Origin of the sequence: Pseudomonas fluorescens HK44 (assembly GCF_000217955.3) — a bacterium.
Lineage (GTDB): Bacteria > Pseudomonadota > Gammaproteobacteria > Pseudomonadales > Pseudomonadaceae > Aquipseudomonas > Aquipseudomonas fluorescens_AQ.
The window spans coordinates 1-16,444 of sequence record NZ_AFOY02000032.1 but is presented as its reverse complement, the minus strand read 5'-3'; the positions used below and the strand labels follow the sequence as shown (position 1 = coordinate 16,444).

General features: G+C 59.9%; 19 protein-coding genes and 1 pseudogene. 14 read left to right on the top strand and 6 right to left on the bottom strand.

Annotated elements, in window-relative coordinates:
• Window position 1: 1 nt before the first annotated feature.
• The 10 genes from HK44_RS29215 to HK44_RS29170 all read left to right on the top strand — a co-directional run bounded on the left by HK44_RS29215 (window position 2) and on the right by HK44_RS29170 (window position 5,208).
• On the top strand, window positions 2-163 hold the full coding sequence (locus tag HK44_RS29215) for a hypothetical protein (RefSeq protein ID WP_015272398.1): 162 nt from the start codon (window positions 2-4) through the stop codon (window positions 161-163).
• A 127-nt stretch (window positions 164-290) separates the two neighbouring features.
• On the top strand, window positions 291-551 hold the full coding sequence (locus tag HK44_RS29210) for a hypothetical protein (protein WP_015272399.1): 261 nt from the start codon (window positions 291-293) through the stop codon (window positions 549-551).
• 680 nt (window positions 552-1,231) lie between these two features.
• The gene (locus HK44_RS29205; RefSeq protein WP_015272400.1) at window positions 1,232-2,068 is read left to right on the top strand and encodes a DUF932 domain-containing protein; all 837 of its coding nucleotides are present in this window, start codon (window positions 1,232-1,234) and stop codon (window positions 2,066-2,068) included.
• 55 nt (window positions 2,069-2,123) lie between these two features.
• Window positions 2,124-2,552, top strand: a complete 429-nt coding sequence (locus HK44_RS29200; RefSeq protein WP_015272401.1) for a hypothetical protein — start codon at window positions 2,124-2,126, stop codon at window positions 2,550-2,552.
• A gap of 16 nt (window positions 2,553-2,568) precedes the next feature.
• Complete coding sequence (locus tag HK44_RS29195; RefSeq protein WP_015272402.1) at window positions 2,569-3,072, top strand: hypothetical protein; 504 nt, start codon at window positions 2,569-2,571, stop codon at window positions 3,070-3,072.
• A 60-nt stretch (window positions 3,073-3,132) separates the two neighbouring features.
• The gene (locus HK44_RS29190) at window positions 3,133-3,483 is read left to right on the top strand and encodes a TrfB-related DNA-binding protein (RefSeq protein ID WP_015272403.1); all 351 of its coding nucleotides are present in this window, start codon (window positions 3,133-3,135) and stop codon (window positions 3,481-3,483) included.
• 47 nt (window positions 3,484-3,530) lie between these two features.
• The gene (locus tag HK44_RS29185) at window positions 3,531-3,743 is read left to right on the top strand and encodes a hypothetical protein (RefSeq protein WP_153334493.1); all 213 of its coding nucleotides are present in this window, start codon (window positions 3,531-3,533) and stop codon (window positions 3,741-3,743) included.
• A 657-nt stretch (window positions 3,744-4,400) separates the two neighbouring features.
• Window positions 4,401-4,655, top strand: a complete 255-nt coding sequence (locus tag HK44_RS29180; RefSeq protein WP_015272405.1) for a hypothetical protein — start codon at window positions 4,401-4,403, stop codon at window positions 4,653-4,655.
• A gap of 70 nt (window positions 4,656-4,725) precedes the next feature.
• A complete protein-coding gene (locus HK44_RS29175) occupies window positions 4,726-4,902 on the top strand; it encodes a hypothetical protein (protein WP_019692578.1) in 177 nt (58 codons plus the stop codon).
• Window positions 4,903-4,962: 60 nt separating this feature from the next.
• A complete protein-coding gene (locus HK44_RS29170) occupies window positions 4,963-5,208 on the top strand; it encodes a hypothetical protein (protein ID WP_015272406.1) in 246 nt (81 codons plus the stop codon).
• 46 nt (window positions 5,209-5,254) lie between these two features.
• On the opposite strand, the gene HK44_RS29165 is transcribed toward HK44_RS29170, so the two are convergent.
• The 4 genes from HK44_RS29165 to HK44_RS29150 all read right to left on the bottom strand — a co-directional run bounded on the left by HK44_RS29165 (window position 5,255) and on the right by HK44_RS29150 (window position 7,775).
• A complete protein-coding gene (locus HK44_RS29165) occupies window positions 5,255-6,034 on the bottom strand; it encodes a SprT-like domain-containing protein (RefSeq protein WP_019692577.1) in 780 nt (259 codons plus the stop codon).
• Between the two features lie 268 nt (window positions 6,035-6,302).
• Entirely contained in the window at window positions 6,303-6,686 is a 384-nt protein-coding gene (gene stbC / locus HK44_RS29160; RefSeq protein WP_232881935.1) for a plasmid stabilization protein StbC, read from the bottom strand.
• An 18-nt stretch (window positions 6,687-6,704) separates the two neighbouring features.
• Window positions 6,705-7,409 carry a StbB family protein gene (stbB, locus tag HK44_RS29155; RefSeq protein WP_019692575.1) on the bottom strand — a complete coding sequence of 235 codons (705 nt, stop codon included), beginning with the start codon at window positions 7,407-7,409 and terminating at the stop codon, window positions 6,705-6,707.
• Between the two features lie 3 nt (window positions 7,410-7,412).
• Window positions 7,413-7,775: a hypothetical protein gene (locus tag HK44_RS29150; RefSeq protein WP_020723543.1), complete on the bottom strand. Its 363-nt coding sequence runs from the start codon at window positions 7,773-7,775 to the stop codon at window positions 7,413-7,415.
• 493 nt (window positions 7,776-8,268) lie between these two features.
• On the opposite strand from HK44_RS29150, the gene HK44_RS29145 reads away from it, so the two are divergent.
• From HK44_RS29145 to mobF, 3 genes are read left to right on the top strand one after another with little or no spacing between them, the layout of a single operon-like run.
• A complete protein-coding gene (locus tag HK44_RS29145; protein ID WP_019692573.1) occupies window positions 8,269-8,598 on the top strand; it encodes a hypothetical protein in 330 nt (109 codons plus the stop codon).
• Window positions 8,598-10,136, top strand: coding sequence for a type IV secretion system DNA-binding domain-containing protein (locus HK44_RS29140; RefSeq protein WP_019692572.1), 1,539 nt, complete (start codon window positions 8,598-8,600; stop codon window positions 10,134-10,136). The genes HK44_RS29145 and HK44_RS29140 overlap by 1 nt, the downstream gene beginning before the upstream one ends.
• Window positions 10,137-13,091: a MobF family relaxase gene (mobF, locus tag HK44_RS29135; protein WP_019692571.1), complete on the top strand. Its 2,955-nt coding sequence runs from the start codon at window positions 10,137-10,139 to the stop codon at window positions 13,089-13,091.
• A gap of 180 nt (window positions 13,092-13,271) precedes the next feature.
• Here the strand turns inward: mobF and HK44_RS29130 are convergent.
• Window positions 13,272-14,522: pseudogene (locus tag HK44_RS29130) on the bottom strand (IS256 family transposase).
• A gap of 295 nt (window positions 14,523-14,817) precedes the next feature.
• Here HK44_RS29130 and HK44_RS29125 point away from each other — a divergent pair.
• Entirely contained in the window at window positions 14,818-15,843 is a 1,026-nt protein-coding gene (locus tag HK44_RS29125) for an IS110-like element IS1383 family transposase (RefSeq protein WP_019692570.1), read from the top strand.
• 269 nt (window positions 15,844-16,112) lie between these two features.
• Here HK44_RS29125 and HK44_RS29120 read toward each other — a convergent pair.
• Window positions 16,113-16,444: methyl-accepting chemotaxis protein (locus tag HK44_RS29120; RefSeq protein ID WP_031319799.1), on the bottom strand; the 332-nt coding region annotated here is incomplete at its 5' end.

The window sequence follows — 16,444 nt, the reverse complement described above, 5'->3', positions numbered from 1 at the left end:
CATGACCGAACTGGAACAAGCCATCATTGATTGCGCCCAACTGCACCTCACTCAGTTGAAAGGTGCGCTTACCCTGCCCAATGGCCCCGAACGTAGCGACGGCTTTACCTCAGCCTGGTGGCAGCTCACCGGCCTGGCCCAGCTTGCCGACCCGAGCACATGAACCGCACTTACACCAAGCAACAGCACGCCTTGGCAGCGGTCGGCGCGATGTTTGATGCGGTGGACGAGTGGAACAAGGTTATGGCCGAAGTGCGCCAGGTCGTCGGCGAAAACTGAGGGAGGCCGGTATGCGAAACGAACAGGAGTTGATGCCTGGCCTGATCCTGCCGCCGAGCTATCAGGTTGTATTGCGCAGGCGCCTGGCCGAAGTGAACACCGCCACCAGCGCGGCGAATTGCTTGATTTCCCAGGCCCGCGCCGAGGGCATGGTGGAGGCCCTGGAATTGTTGAAAGCGCTGGAACAACAGCAGGTTGAGCGCCTGTATTTGTTGATCGAGCAGGCTGCCACAGCGCGCTTGCTGGAGCTGGAGCAGGGTGCCGGCGAGTGATCGCCCTGCCGTCATCCGAGGCATAGCGCGAGGCCTGCGGCCCGGGCTTTCGTGCTACGCATCGAGCCACAGCTACGCCGCGTCTCGCCCCTTCGGGCTTCAATCCCTCTCGCCTGCGCACCTGGCCCGCCAGGCGCTGCGCGCTCCGCTTGCCCTCCGGCCTGCCGGCCTGCGCGGCGGCCTGCTGGCCACCTTGCCGCCCCTGCGCGTCCTGGGTGTGCTCATCACCCTCCGGCTGGCCGCTATCAGCCCTAATCGCCTACCCTCCGCTGGGCCTATGCCGTCAAGGGGCTTTCGCGGCATATGCTCACTCCCTTCGGTCGCTCCGCTATTCCACGGTCCCCATGACGGCGGCCCAGCTCCGGGTAGTCGGGGCTTACCGCGACCAACCGAAGGCTGACGAGCAGATCCACCGGGGGAGATTCACGCTCCAGGGCAAAAGCGGGGCTGCACCCGCTTCGCGGGCGCGCTTTATGTTTACCTCCCGCTCCCACCTCGGCATCTAAGCAGCTCCGAAAAGCGCGCCGCGTCAAGTCAATTATTAGTCAAAGATTGTTTGACCAACAGTTGACGACAGCGCCCCGATTTGAGATACTAACCACGTCGAAGCAATACCGCCTCGACACCCCGGACACCAGCGGCAGCAACCGCTCCGGGGAATCTGCGAAGGAGATACAAAAATGCGTCTTTCCAGCAACTTCCGTAATCCGTGCATGATCCGCAGCGATGCCCCTCTGACCAATGACGAGATTGCCCGCGTGGCGCCCTCGATCTTTGCCGAGGAAGCGCACGACAGCCGTTCGGAACGTTACCTGTACATTCCAACCGTCAAGGTGCTCGATGCGCTGCGCACAGAAGGTTTTCAGCCGTTCATGGCGTGCCAGACCCGCGTCCGCAACACCGACAAACGCGAGCACACCAAGCACATGATTCGCCTGCGCCATGCCAGCAACATCATGAGCAAGGAAGCGAACGAAATCATTCTGCTGAACAGCCACGACGGCAGCAGCAGCTACCAGATGATGGCCGGCAAGTTCCGTTTCGTGTGCGCTAACGGGCTGGTCCTGGGCGACATGGCGATGGATCAGAAAGTGCGCCACAGCGGCCGCATTGACGTTGTTAACGACGTTATCGAAGGTGCCTATGAGGTGCTGGGCCAGTTCGAGCAGATCGACGCCAACCTTGACGACATGCAGCACTACCACTTGCGCCAGGAAGAGCAAGAAGCGTTCGCCATGGCGGCCCTGGCCTACCGCTACGACCCATCCGAAGGCCCTGCCCCGGTCACGCCGTCGCAACTGCTGATGCCGCGCCGTGCCGAAGACCGCGCAAGCGATCTCTGGACCACGTTCAACCGCGTGCAGGAAAACACCATCAAGGGCGGCTTGCGTGGCCGCAACAAGCAAGGACGCCGGACAACTACCCGCGCCGTTAACGGCATTGACCAAGACGTGAAACTCAATCGCGCCTTGTGGGTACTGGCCCAGGCCCTGCGCAGCGGTCAAGCCGCCGCGTAACTGGCGAGCCGGGCGTTAAACGCCCGGCTTTCCCCCGCCCTTGGAGGATCGAACCATGTGCAAAGTCTTCTATGTCCCTGGCCATACCGCGATCATCGACTATGCCCGCCAGATCGGGCCAAACATGTGGATGGCCCAGCATTCCGGGCTGATGCTGCCCGAGCTGCGCGTGCGTTACCCCGGCGCCATCCTGGGCGACGAAGAGGCGTTTTTGATCGATCAAGAACGCGCCTATGGCACGCCACCGGCACGCACGACCGCCGCCCGTTTCGAGTTCAACCTTTCGCAGCGCCCCGTCATCGACTACCACGCCGACGAGCTGGGCGCGTCGTTCAAGCTGGCCGACCTGGACCACGGCAACATGACGACCATTTTTGCCCAGTGGGGCGGGCGCTACTGGACCTTGACGGGCCTGGCCACCCTGCCCCACCTGCTCATCATGCGCCGCATCGCTACCCACTCCCTGGCCGTGGCCAAGGCCTAAGATCGAGGAACCGACCATGACTTACGAACGCACGTTGGAAGCCTACCGATCGTTACTCAAGGCCAACCCTGGGCATGGCCTGCTCATCCCTGGGGATTGCGTGGCGTTTCTGCTCGACTCTGACCAGCTTTACGCCTGCCAGGTGCAGGACGGTCGGCCACTTCTGGCGTGGATGTTTCCGATCACCGCCGAAGCCTGGGACGATGACGACGAAGCGTGGTTGTGCGATGCGGGCGGCCTGGAGACAGCCGACGCGATCAACGACCCGCAGTTTGTGCCCCTGCTGATATGGGACCGCCAGACACTGGAAAGCGAAACCGTGGCGGCAGTCGCCGCCAAGGTTGGTACCAGTGACCAGGGCGTTGCCATTAGTATCGAGCGCAACAACGAGGGGACGTTTTACGTCATCTGGAAAGCCACCGCCCAGGGCGTCAAACGGCACCGGCTCCATGCCGGTTCCACAGATGCCCGCCGCCTGGAAGCGCATGCGCGGGGCTTCATCGAGCAAATGAACCAGTAGCACGCTTGACCCGTAGCCCTGCCGGTAGCAGGGCATTCAGCCAACAGTAAGGAACCGCGAATGCAGCCCACCCAGCCGAAATACACCGCCGAACAATGGACCGCTTCCCTGCCTGCGCTCCGGGGCATGTCCACCAAGACCCTGGACATTGCCAGGGCGGTGCTGGTGGAGGGCAAGGAACCTATCGAGGTGGCCAACAACATCGGCCAGTCGCGGCAGCTTGTACACGCTGCAATCAAGCGCGTAACCGCCGTGCTGGAACGCCAGACCGTCGGCCTTGTGCCCGTCATGGTCTGGCTCACCCCCGAGGAAGCCGAGCAGGTCAAGCAGATGGCCGCCAAACATGAGCAGCCAAAGGAGGCCCAACCAGGGACCACAAAGAAGACACCTAACCGACAGAAAAAGGCCTAGATGGCGCCTTTCTGTCACGGACAGTTTGACTGCTGAGGGATTTGCAGATGCTTACACCAACAGAGGAAAAGGGCGTGCTCGATTACCTGGCCTGCCTTGAATGGGTCGCCAGCGCCGAGGTTGCAGAGATCCGCCAGCGCCTGGAAACAGCGACCGGCCAAGTCCGCGAGGATCTGGTGACTGCGATCAAGCAACAAATGGGCGGGGGCCGTCCCGAATTGGCCTGGTACTTCCACCACCTGGCCAGCGAGAAAATCTAGTGCGAGGCCTGCGGCCCGGGCTTTCGTGCTACGCATCGAGCCACAGCTGCGCCGTGTCTCGCCCCTTCGGGCTTCAATCCCTCTCGCCTGCGCACCTGGCCCGCCAGGCGCTGCGCGCTCCGCTTGCCCTCCGGCCTGTCGGCCTGCGCGGCGGCCTGCTGGCCACCTTGCCGCCCCTGCGCGTCCTGGGTGTGCTCATCACCCTCCGGCTGGCCGCTATCAGCCCTATTCGCCTACCCTCCGCTGGGCCTATGCCGTCAAGGGGCTTTCGCGGCATATGCTCACTCCCTCCGGTCGCTCCGCTATTCCACGGTCCCCATGACGGCGGCCCAGCTCCGGGTAGTCGGGGCTTACCGCGACCAACCGAAGGCTGACGAGCAGATCCACCGGGGGAGACTCACGCTCCAGGGCAAAAGCGGGGCAGCACCCGCTTCGCGGGCGCGCTTTATGTTTACCTCCCGCTCCCACCTCGGCATCTAAGCAGCTCCGAAAAGCGTGCCGCGTCAAGTCAATTATTCGTCAAAGATTGTTTGACCAACAGTTGACGACAGCGCCACGATTTGAGATACTAACCACGTCGAAGCAATACCGCCTCGACACCCCGGACACCAGCGGCGGCAACCGCTCCGGGGCAATCTGCGAAAGGAGATTCAACCCATGACTATCGAAACCCACATCCTGTATTTCAGCGAAGCCGAGGCCCTGCGCGAGTTCAGCGGCTTCACCGTTGAAGTGTCCCATCAGGCTCGCCCGAACCAGACCCCATCCAACGTCACCATGTACATGATCGTTGCCCAGCGTGGCGGCATCGGTCGCCGCGAGGTGATCGCGGAGTTCCCGCTGGAAATGCACGCCACGATCTTCCGTGACATGTGCGAAGGCTTTGTGCGCAGCGAGCGCCTGACCAAGTAAACCAACCCCGGCCCGGATACCAGCGGCGGCAACCGCTCCGGGCCTTCCTCTGCGAAAAAAGGAGTTACCTATGGCTACTCAAGCCCTTCCCTCGTTCCGTGTCTTCCTGGCCCGCCTGGCCGCTTCTGCGCGCCGCGCAGCGGCCCCAGCTCGCCCGGTGCCGTCCATGCAGCAACTGGCCGAGCGCGGCCAGTTAATGGAGGCCGCCGACCTTCTGACCCTCGCACGGGCTGTTAAACGGGCCTAACCCCACTACCCAACCGAGCGCCGCGGCTTCGCCCCGGCGCTCCCCGCTGGAGAACAGGATATGTACGGACACCAGACCACGCCGACCAAGGCCGCCAGGACGTGCCAGGCGCTTGCCGCCGCTGCGCGCAAGGCCGAGCTGCAACACGATTGGGAAGTGGCCGCAGAGTTCTACGAGGCCGCCGCAACGTTCATCACCAAACCGGGCGAACTGGCGCACCGCGATAGCGCCGGCTTGCTGCGCAAGGCCGCCGCCTGCTGGGAAGCTGGGGATCGAGGCCAAGGCGCAGGACCTGGCCACCGTTGAAAATGTGGATTGCGCAATCCAAAAGGCCCGCTTACGCGGGCCTTTGTCATCGTGCGACCGGCTGGAATGGCGACCCGCCGCAGTGTTCACCACCGCAGAGAATCGCCAGCTCAGGCTTGCCCCATACCTGCGTTGCGCACTTCGGGCACCGGTACTTGACCCGGTTTGACCGGTTCGGCGGCACCTCGGGCGGCAGCTCGACCAACTCACCCAGCGGCCCCAGGTCATCGCCGCCCTGATCCACGCTTTGCCCCTGGCCTTCGTCCTCACCGTCTACGTCATCGACAAACCCGCGCCCATTCGAGCCGGTCGGCGGGTCAATTTGCGGTCGTTCCGGGGGAAATCGGTCGTACCACGACAGGGAGAAGTCCCGCGTCAGCAGCTCCGCACAGCTCACGTCAAAGCGCCCGCCTGGGATGATGTAGTGATCCATCTGTTCGCCCAGGCGCTTGCCACCAGGTGCGCCGGTATTGCTGGGCATCAGGCCCAGGGCTTCCATGCGTGCGGCCCATTCCTTGTTGTGGTAGCCACGCCGGCCAGGCGCGCCAAAGTGGAACTGCCACAGGTGCACCATTTCATGGGCCAGCACCGACAGCGTTTTGCGCAATGAGCGAATCGCGAAGTAGCCGGGGTTCATGGCGATTTCATCGGTCATTTCACCGCTACGACGGGCGAAACGCTTGCGCGAGAAGTAGCCGTAGGTTCGGCGTTCACGCTGGAGGGTGATAAGGCAGTCCGGTAGCTGGCCGTCGAACAGCTGGACGTTGAAGTGTTCATACGCCAGTTGCAGCTCGGCATAGACCTCATGAGTCGGCAGTAGCGACATGGTGACGATCCTGTCTTGTGGATTGTGCAATCCAGTTTAATAGAAGTGGATTGCGCAATCCAGGGCGAGGCCTTCGGCGCGGGCTGTCGTGCTGCGCATCGAGCCACGGCTGCGCCGCGTCTCGCCCCTTCGGGCTTCCATCCCTCTCGCCTCCGCGCCCGGTTCCCAGGCGCTGCGCGCTCCGCTTGCCGCACGGGAGCGCCTGCGGCGACTCCCACAAACGGCGAGGCCGCCTTGCGGCGGCCTCAGTGTGTGTCACAACCCGGCGCTAGCCGGCAACCAGACGGTAGAAGAGCAGGGCACCGCCCAGGCCTCCGGCCAGGCCGGCAATGCCGGCGCAGACCGCCGCCACCCACACCGTCCGGCGCTGGGTCGCTGCCAACAGGCTTTTGGCCTGGCGGTCCAGCTTCTCCAGGGCCTTGTCCTGCCGCGCCTCGGTTTCTCGAATCGCGGCGGTCAGCTCCCGGTGAGCCGTCACCAGCTCGGCACGCGCATCCTCGACCGTGGAGGCCAGGCTTGCGCCGGCCTCCTGCATCGACTGGTGGACCTCGCGGGCCGCCGCAACCGCGCTTTGGAGATCGACCACAATCTCTCTAGAGTCGCCCAGGAACCACTCAATTAATACTTCTTCTCTCGGTTTCCTAGAATCCATTACTGGTACTCCGGTCGCTTATGCCGTCAGAGCGGCGTAGCATTCGTCCAAGTTTTGACGAATAGGCTTTGCATAACTTGTCCAGCGATAGAGGCTTACATACTTGCTGCGCTGGACCTCATCCGCTTCGGCCCGTGCCAGCGCCTTGTAGTCGGTGTCATCGCCAATCAACTGATCGAATGACATTTTATTAGCAGCGAGATAGCCATATACATCACTATCGAACAGGAACGCGCCTGGCTTGATAGTGGCCTTTTTGGTTTTCTTCACATAGTTGTAGATCGACGGGATCTCAGTTTCGGGATTATCTTGAATGCGGTTCGGCAGCAGAATAATGCGATCAGCCGTAACGCCCATCGTCGCCAGCGCTTCTACAGTTTTCAAACTCTCTTGCCACGCTTTTTGCTCTGGCGTTACCGGAACAATGAATTGTTCGATTTCATCTATGAAACCATGGTAGCGCGAACCGGCTTCAAAGAAGGACTCGATATTCGACGCGCCAATGTCAATAATCGCCACGTCCTCAAGTACCAGCTCTTCGATCAGGTCGCCAACTTCGCGACCACGCATGGTCTTGACCTCAGCAATGCCCAGGTCCAAAGCAGACTGGTTAATCGACTCGATGGCAAAGAATACCGAACTTGGCATGCGAGGGTAGAGCAGGTGCGCTGCGATAGTGGTTTTGCCGATGCTACCGCTGTAGTTCAAGATCGCTCGTTTCATACGCTATTTCCTTTTGCCCGTATATTTATCATCAAGATCCGAGAAGTCCATGGTATGGACTTTCTCAAAATCGCTACTGGTGACGATGCGGCCCTTTAAGGGTGCGCCCGCCTCGGGTGGCGTGGATTCTGCTTTCTGGATTGCGCAATCCACGTCATTCCCCTGGCCACCGCTTTCCAGACGGGGGAGTGGTGGAGTGGTCGCCGCTGGTGGTCCAGCTCGCTCCTGCCTGGCGGCCCTCGCTCGCATCAGCGCCTTGCAAAACCCGTTAAACCCGATGGTCATCCCGTGCTCATTTTTGAGCGTTTCCCATACATCCTCCCGTGAGGCTCCGGCTGTTAGTGCGGCCTCGATCTCGCCGAGCATGTTCCGCACCAGGGCCGAATCGCTCCGTGGTTTTAGTCGCGACAGTGGCATCGCTTACCCCTCGTTATCGACCTCGGGCACTTTTGTCCCCTCTTTGTCTCTGATCCGTACTCTAGCCGTCCCTTTTTGGTCTGGCAAGTACCTTTTTTGTCTCTTCGTTGTCTTCACGTCGTCTCTCGGTTGTCTTCAAAGCGTACTCAGTGGCACCCCTGGGCGGCGAAAGCCCCTCACGCTGCGCGTGAGGGATCAGGAGGACGCTTTTTTGCGGCCTCCGAGGGGTGCAGACGACTATTTTTTCCCTTAAAAGCAGAGCGGTATTTTCCCTTAACGAGCTATACACCATACGCAATGCTTCGCATCGCTAAGTCGTTGAAAAATAAAGCATTTTCAACGACTTGCGAAAAAGCGTAATACCTGCGTAAGACAAAAGTAGGCGCAGGCCCTGATTTTGCTGTATTTTGTGTCTTACACACGTCAGACAAGGAGGCCATCCGTGCCCACAGTGAGCTTTCGATGCACCGAAACACAGAAAATCGAGCTGGAAGAGCGGTCCCAAGGCGACATTTCGGAGTATGTACGCCGGCAGCTTTTCCGGCAGATGGAGCAGGAGGACACGCTAGAAATGATCCTCCAGCGCCTCGATCAACGGCCTGGCAGTGACGGCCAACCGACCGCTGGGATCGACCGTCAGTCGATGGCCATCTTGATCGAGCTGCTGTTGCTCCTGCGCACCGCGTCCAAACCGGATGCTAAGAGGGAAGCCCAGGCCGAGGTCGAGCGCCTGGGCTTCGACGTATGGGATTCATCAAAGAGGGATAGCTGATGAACGAACGCCAACGATCTCAAATCTGCCTCGCCGTACTGGTGCTGGTGCCACTGTTCGCATGGTTCTTTACCGCAAAGCTGCTGTATGGGATTGAAAAGCAAGGTGCCCGCGACAGGGTGTTTTACCTGGCGAAAAACACGTTCGCCTTGTGGCCGCTTGCGGTTGCTTTAGTTGGTGGACTGATACTCGCGATTGCGTTGTGCGTGCTTATCGTGAAGTTGAGCAAGACGACTTTTGCCGGCGCTCACTTTGATAAGTATTTCCGTGGTAGCCAACTTGTTTCCCAGCGTGAGCTTAAACGACTGACAAAGGAGAAAGAGGAACAAATAACTATTGCCGGGGTGCCTGTTCCTATTGCCGCCGAGGCGACGCACTTTTCAGTGGGCGGTGCTACAGGTACGGGTAAGAGTACGATTTTCCGCGAAATGATGTACGGCTGCATGCAGCGGAAAGATCGAATGGTAATCCTTGATCCCGATGGGGAATTCCTATCCACCTTCTATCGCAAGGGGGATAAAATCTTGAATCCCTATGACGCCAGAACCGAAGGTTGGAACTTCTATAACGAGATCCGTAGTCACTACGACTTCGAGCGCTACGCAAAATCCATTATTCAAGTATCAGACAGTAACGACTCGGAAGAGTGGAACCAGTATGGTCGCCTGCTGTTCGCAGAAGTGGCCAAAAAGCTGTACAACACCACGCGCAATCCTGGCATGAGGAATGTATTCAGATGGACTAACGAGTGCAGTTCGGAAGCGCTCCAGGGATTCGTAAAAGGCACCCGTGCCGTATCGTTGTTCACTGAAAACGAACGCGCTACAGGCAGCGTTCGTTTTGTCCTCAGTAATAAACTACCTGCGCATTTTGATATGCCACCAGGCAACTTCTCGCTGCGTCAGTGGTGCGAAGATCCTAACGGCGGCAACTTGTTTATCACCTGGGACGAGAACATGCGCGAAGCGCTGCGCCCATTGATTAGTTGCTGGGTTGATACCATTTTCACCAGCATCCTTGGGATGAAATCCAACCCCAAACGCCGCATCTGGACCTACCTCGACGAGCTGGAGTCGCTGCAACGGCTGCCCACCTTGGGCGACATGTTGACTCGGGGCCGGAAGAAGGGCGGTTGCGTGGTATCGGGCTACCAGTCCTACACCCAGCTCGAATCCGTGTATGGCGAGAAACTGGCCGAAACCATGCTGGCCAACCACCGGACGATGGTCGCCCTGGCCGTTGGCCGCATGGGTACGGCCACCGCCGAACGCATGTCCAAAGCCTTGAGCGAGCATGAAGTGCTGCGCACAAAGGAAGGCCGCAGCTCGCGCTGGGGTGACTGGGGCACTCGCAGTGAGAACGAGGATGTGAAACCCGAGCGCATCGTAATGTCGTCGGAAATCATGGCCTTGAACAACCTCGAAGGCTTCCTTTCGTTCCCCGGTAGCATCCCGATTGCACGGGTGGCCATCGAGCCGATCAACTTCACTCGCACGAACCCGGTACCGGGCATCGTCCCAAACCTTGAGATCATCTAAATGCTGGATATCACGACCATTTCTCGGCAGTCACTGGGCAAAGTCGTGTCGTACTACGCGGACGGTGCGGATGACTACTACGCAAAGGACGGCGGCGCCATGCAATGGCAAGGTGCCGGCGCAGAGGCATTGGGCCTGTCCGGGGAGGTAGAGCAGGCCCGGTTCCGTGAGCTATTGGATGGCCGCATTAGCGACAGCACGAAGCTCATGCGGACCGTCAAAGAAGCGGACGGCAAAGTGGTCAGCAAGGAAAGGCTGGGGTACGACCTCACCTTTTCGGCGCCCAAAGGCGTGTCGCTCCAGGCCTTGGTCCACGGGGACGCCAGTATTATCGAAGCTCACGACAAGGCCGTGGCAGCGGCCATTCGCGAAGCCGAACGGCTGTCCCAGGCCCGGATAACGGTCAACAAGAAGACCGGCACCGAGAACACCAACAATTTGGTGGTGGCCAAGTTCCGACACGAAACGTCACGTGCCCTGGACCCCGACCTGCATACCCATGCGTTCGTGCTGAATATGACCCAGCGTAGCGACGGCGAATGGCGGGCGCTGAAAAACGACGGCGTGTTCAATTCGTCCATGTTCCTGGGCAACGTCTACAAGGCGGAGCTGGCCCGCGAACTGGAAAAGGCCGGTTTCCAGTTGCGCTATGAGCGCAACGGTACATTTGACCTGGCGCATTTCTCTGACGAGCAGATCCGCGAGTTCAGTTCGCGCAGCCAGCAGATCGAGGCCGCGTTAGCGGCGAAAGGCTTGGACCGCAGCACGGCTTCGTATGCCGAAAAGAACCAGGCCGCGCTGGCCACCCGCGACAAAAAGCAGGGTGGAATCGACCGCGAAGAGCTGCGCCAGGTGTGGCTTGAGCGGTCGAGGGCCTTGGGTATCGACTACCACAGCCGCGAGTGGGCCGGCGTCGGCGCCGATGCCCAGGGCGGCAGGGAGCGAAACAGCGCAGCCACTCCACAGATCGAGAAGCCCCTGGAATACCGTGCCGACCAGGTGATCGAATTCGCGATCAAGAGTCTGACCGAACGCCAAGCGGTGATCGGTCAGAAGGAGCTGATGGATACCGCGCTGCGCCACGGGTACGGCGCCCTCACCATTGACGACGTGCGCGCCGGCATCGAGCGGCGAGCCGCATCTGGCCATCTGATCCGCGAGGAACCGCTGTACGCCTCACAGAACCCAGCCGATGGAAAGAAGGGGAAGGCCGCCGAGAAGGCCCGCCAGGAGGCGCCACAGCTCAGCCGCAAGGAATGGGTGGCAAACCTTGTCCGCGCCGGCAAATCGCGCTCAGAGGCCGCCAGGCTCGTTGATGAGGGTATCCGCACGGGACGGCTGCGCCAGGGTGAAAACCGTTTCACCACGCACATCGCGCAGAAGCGCGAGCGCGAGGTGCTGCAAATCGAGCGAATGGGGCGCGGTACGGTTGAGCCGCGGATCTCCAAGGAAGCCGCCGAAGCCTTCCTTGCCGATCGGGGCTTGAAGGCAGAACAGCAGGCCTCGGTGATGCGGATCGCTCGCACACAAAACCAGTTCATCGGCGTCCAGGGCTTTGCCGGCGTCGGCAAAAGCTACATGACTGTTGCGGCCAAGGATCTGCTGGAAGCGAACGGATACCGTGTCACCAGCCTGGCGCCCTATGGTAGCCAGGTGAAAGCGCTCCAGGCCGAGGGCCTGGAAGCACGCACGCTGCAATCGTTCCTCAAGGCCCGCGACAAGAAGATCGACAGCAACACCGTCGTGTTCATCGACGAGGCCGGCGTGATTCCTGCGCGGCAGATGCACGAAGCCATGAAAACCATCGAGGCTGCCGGCGCCCGCGTTGTCTTCCTGGGCGACGTGTCACAAACCAAAGCCATCGAGGCCGGCAAGCCATTCGAGCAGTTGATGAAAGCCGGTATGGAAACGTCAAGGCTCACCGACATTCAGCGGCAGAAAGACCCGCAATTGCTGGAGGCGGTGAAGCTAGCCGCCGAGGGCAAGGCCAAGCAATCGCTGCCGCTGGTGAACGAGATACACGAGATCAAGGAGGACGGGGCACGCTACCAGGCGATTGTCGACGCATACGCCTCGATGCCAAAGGCCGAGCGTGACCAGGCTCTGATTATCACCGGTACCAACGCCAGTCGGATCGAGATCAACGAAGGCGTGCGGGAGGCGCTGGGCCTGAAAGGGCAGGGCGCGGAGTATCCATTGCTCAATCGCCTGGACACGACCCAGGCCGAGCGCCGACACAGCAAATACTACGGCAAGGGCAGCATTGTCGTGCCCGAGGTCGATTACAAGAACGGGCTGCAACGGGGCGTGCAATACGTGGTACTCGACACCGGCCCCGGCAACAAACTCACGGTGCGCGGGCCGGAAGGCGAGACGCTGCAATTCACCCCAGCTCGTTGCACCAAGCTTTCGGTTTACAGCGTCGAAAGAACAGAGCTGGCCCCTGGCGATCAGGTGAAAATCACCCGAAACGACGCCGAAAAGGACTTGGCCAACGGCGACCGATTCGTGGTGAAGGAGATCCACAGCGACCGCGTGGTGCTCGAAGGTGACAAGGGCCGCCAGGTCGAGCTGGACACCGCGTCGGCTATGTTCGTCGGCCTGGCCTATGCCTCGACCGTTCACAGCGCCCAGGGCCTCACCTGCGACAAGGTGCTCATCAACCTAGAAACCCAGTCGCGCACGACCGCCAAGGACGTGTACTACGTGGCGATCAGCCGCGCACGGCATGCGGCGGAAATCTTCACCGATAACCGGCAGAAGCTGGGGGCCGCGATCAGCCGCTTGAACGCCAAGGCCGGCGCCCTGGATATCAAGCAGCTCCAGCGGCACGCGCTCGAGCGCAAAGGCCACGACCAGGCCGGCAAACAGAAGGATGCCGCGCAGAAGCAGCAGCAAGGCCAGCAGTTGCCGACCAAACAGCCCAAAGAAAAGGGCAGGGCATTCGGTCTGTAATCAGCAAAGGGGCTTCGGCCCCTTTTTGCTGCCCGCTAGACGCCTCTCGACCGGCGCATGTCTGCGATGCGCTCATGCGACACGCCTGCGAGTTTGGCCAGCAGGGGAGCCCGCAGAATCCGGAAAATAACGTACGCTAAGGATGAGGGTGTCCCGGATTATGTGTAAACGGGATTTCTATTAATCCTGCATCAATCGATCTTCGAACTGGATACTGAAGCGATTCAGAGCCGCTTTCCAGTCCCGTATCGGCATCGTCCACTTCTTGCTGATGTTGTTCAGCGCCAGATAAAACAGCTTGCTCACGGCCTCGTCAGTTGGGAACGAGGCCCGGGTCTTGATCACCTTGCGCAAACTCATGTTGATCGATTCGATGGCGTTGGTGGTGTAGATCACCTTGCGGATCTCGGCCGGATGGTCGAAGAACGGGATAACCCGTGCCCAGTTACGCCGCCAGGACAGGCCGATTGACTGGTACTGACCACCCCACTTTTCTTCAAACTCCGTCAGCCGTTGCTCGGCCAGTTCGACCGTCGCCGAGGTGTAGACCAGCTTCAGATCGGCGGCCACTTCCTTGCGCGCTTTCCAGGACACGAAGTTCAGGCTGTTGCGCACCATGTGCACGATACACAACTGCACGCAGGCTTTCGGATAGACCGTTTCGATCGCCTCGGGGAAGCCCTTGAGGCCGTCCACGCAGGCGATAAAAATGTCCTGCACGCCACGGTTCTTCAGCTCGGTGACTACCTGCAACCAGAACTTGGCACCCTCGGTTTGGGCGATCCACAGCCCCAGCACTTCCTTGTGCCCGTCCATATTGACCCCGATAGCCAGGTACACCGCCTTGGTCCGCACCGCGCCGGCATCGCGCACTTTGACGTGGATGCAGTCCAGATAAAGGATCGGGTACAGCGGATCGAGTGGACGGCCCTGCCAGAGCTTCACCTCGTCGCTTACCGCGTCCGTGACGGTCGAGATGAGGGTTGGGGAGACCTCGGTGCCGTACATCTCCTCCAGGTGCCCCTGGATCTCTCGTACGCTCAGGCCGCGGGCGTACAGCGAGATGATCTTGTCGTCGAAGCCCGTCCAGCGGGTTTGCTGCTTGGCCACCAGCTGCGGCTCGAACAGCGCCTGGCGGTCACGAGGGATGGCCAGCGGCAGTTCGCCGAAATCGCCCTTGAGGGTTTTGTCGCTGTGACCGTTACGGGCATTACCGCCGGCGTTGAAGATCGATCCACTCTTGCCATGCCCAGGTGCTCGGTCATCTCGGCTTCCAGCGCACGCTCGACCAGCATCTTGGTGAGCTGGCTTGAGCAGGCCGTTTTCGCCAATCAAATCTTCCGGTTTCTTGTAATTGACCAGCAGGCTGTCGGCGAGCTTAACGAGTTCAGGGTCGGGCTTCGCTCGCTTGGTGCGTTTTACTACGGTCATGGGTACTCCTTGAGGCTGGCAGTCTCCTGCCAAATGACCGTTTACACAAAGTTAAAAACACCCTCCTCAGGATGGCCTGAGGAAGTCCTTTCTCGGGAAAAAGAGCCCAGCAGCCGAGCGGGTTACAGCGCATCAATTCCGCGAAGCTGGGGCTTTTCAGATGGTATGGACGCCTCCCCCCGGCAGCGGGCCGACCGCAGCACCTCTACATCAATAGAGGATCCTCGCTGCCCCGGCATCTAGGTGCCAAAGTGGAGAGTGGATAACAAACACCACTTGAGCAGGAGGATCCACCATGAAACATAGCGTAATTGGCATGGACATCGCCAAGAAGGTTTTCCAGCTGCACACCGTTGATCAGTGCACTGGGAGGATCGAGCGTATCAAGCTGCGCCGTGATGAAGTGCTGGCGTTCTTTGCAAATTATCCGACCAGCCTGGTGGCAATCGAGGCCTGTGGCAGTGCCCACTGGTGGGCACGTCAGCTTCAACAGCAGGGGCATGAGGTACGACTACTCGCCCCTCGTTCAGTACGCCCCTTTGTGCTGCGAAACAAAACCGATGCGGCTGACGCTCAAGCCATCTGGACAGCGGTGCAGCAGCCCGGCGCTTGCCTGGTGGCAATCAAGCAGGCGGATCAGCAGGCGATCCTCTCGCTACACCGTATCCGCTCCCAGTTGCTGAAATTTCGCATCATGCAGAGCAATGGCTTACGTGGGCTGCTTTACGAATTCGGAATCGTGCTGCCAGAAGGTTATACCCAGCTGAGCAAGGCCGTTCCGGAGGCCTTCGCCGATGCTGAGCATCGAGTGCCTTCCATGTTGTTGGACAGCCTACGCGATCAGTGGACTCGGATTATCCAGTTGGATGAGGAAATTCGAAAAATCGAACTGCGTTTGAAACAGTGCCTGCGTGAGAGCTCCGACTGCCAGAAAATTGCAGAGATTCCCGGAATTGGTTTGTTGACCGCTACAGCCGCTGTTGCCTCACTGGGAGATGCGACAACCTTCCATTCTGGTCGCCAGTTCGCGGCTTGGCTGGGACTGGTTCCTCGACAAACGGGCACCGGTGGCAGAGTTCGGCAACTGGGGCTGAGCAAGCGCGGAGACACCTATCTGCGAACGCTGTTGATGCATGGTGCTCGCTCGATCCTCAATAGAGGACACCGGTCAGAGTGGGTTGAACGCTTGTTGACCAGGCGGCCTTATAACGTGGCGGTCGCCGCAGTGGCTAACAAGCTCGCCAGAACCCTTTGGGCCGTGTTGGCCAAGGGCTCTACGTATCGGGCCGAACTCTTTACGGCATGCCCTACGGGGCATTGAAAACAGTAACCAACAGACTTCACAAGGAGCACAGGCGGTAAGCACGTGATGGCGAAATAGGTCAGACCGTGACGGGGTAAACCTGGTAGGGAATATGAGCCACGGGCACAGCCTTCAGCTCGATTTTCAGATGAGGGCCTCGTCAGCGGATTCCATCAGGGCCAGCAGGTTTTTCGGCCTGCACAACAGGCCGGATATAAGACTGCTCCTACCTACGCGCCAGCATGGCTACCTATTGAGCTCCGGGAGGCGTCCATATAAGAGTTTCCCTAAAGACGGAACATGTGCATCAGACGCTGAAGTTGGCTTGCCAGAGAAGCCAATTGCGTACTGGTGGCAACATTCTGACGTGAGGCTTCGCTAGTTTTTTCGGCAATCTGGCTTACGTTGGTAACGTTACGGCTGATCTCCTCCGCGACAGAGCTTTGCTCCTCAGCTGCAGAAGCAATCATGGCATTCATGTCATTAATGGTCGCCACAGCATTACTGATTTGCTCCAGCATATGGCCTGCACTGGCAGCCTGCTGCTTACCAGCTTGTGCTTTGCTGCAACTGCTTTCCATGACAGCAACAGCACGATTTGCGCCGCTCTGCAGCTTTT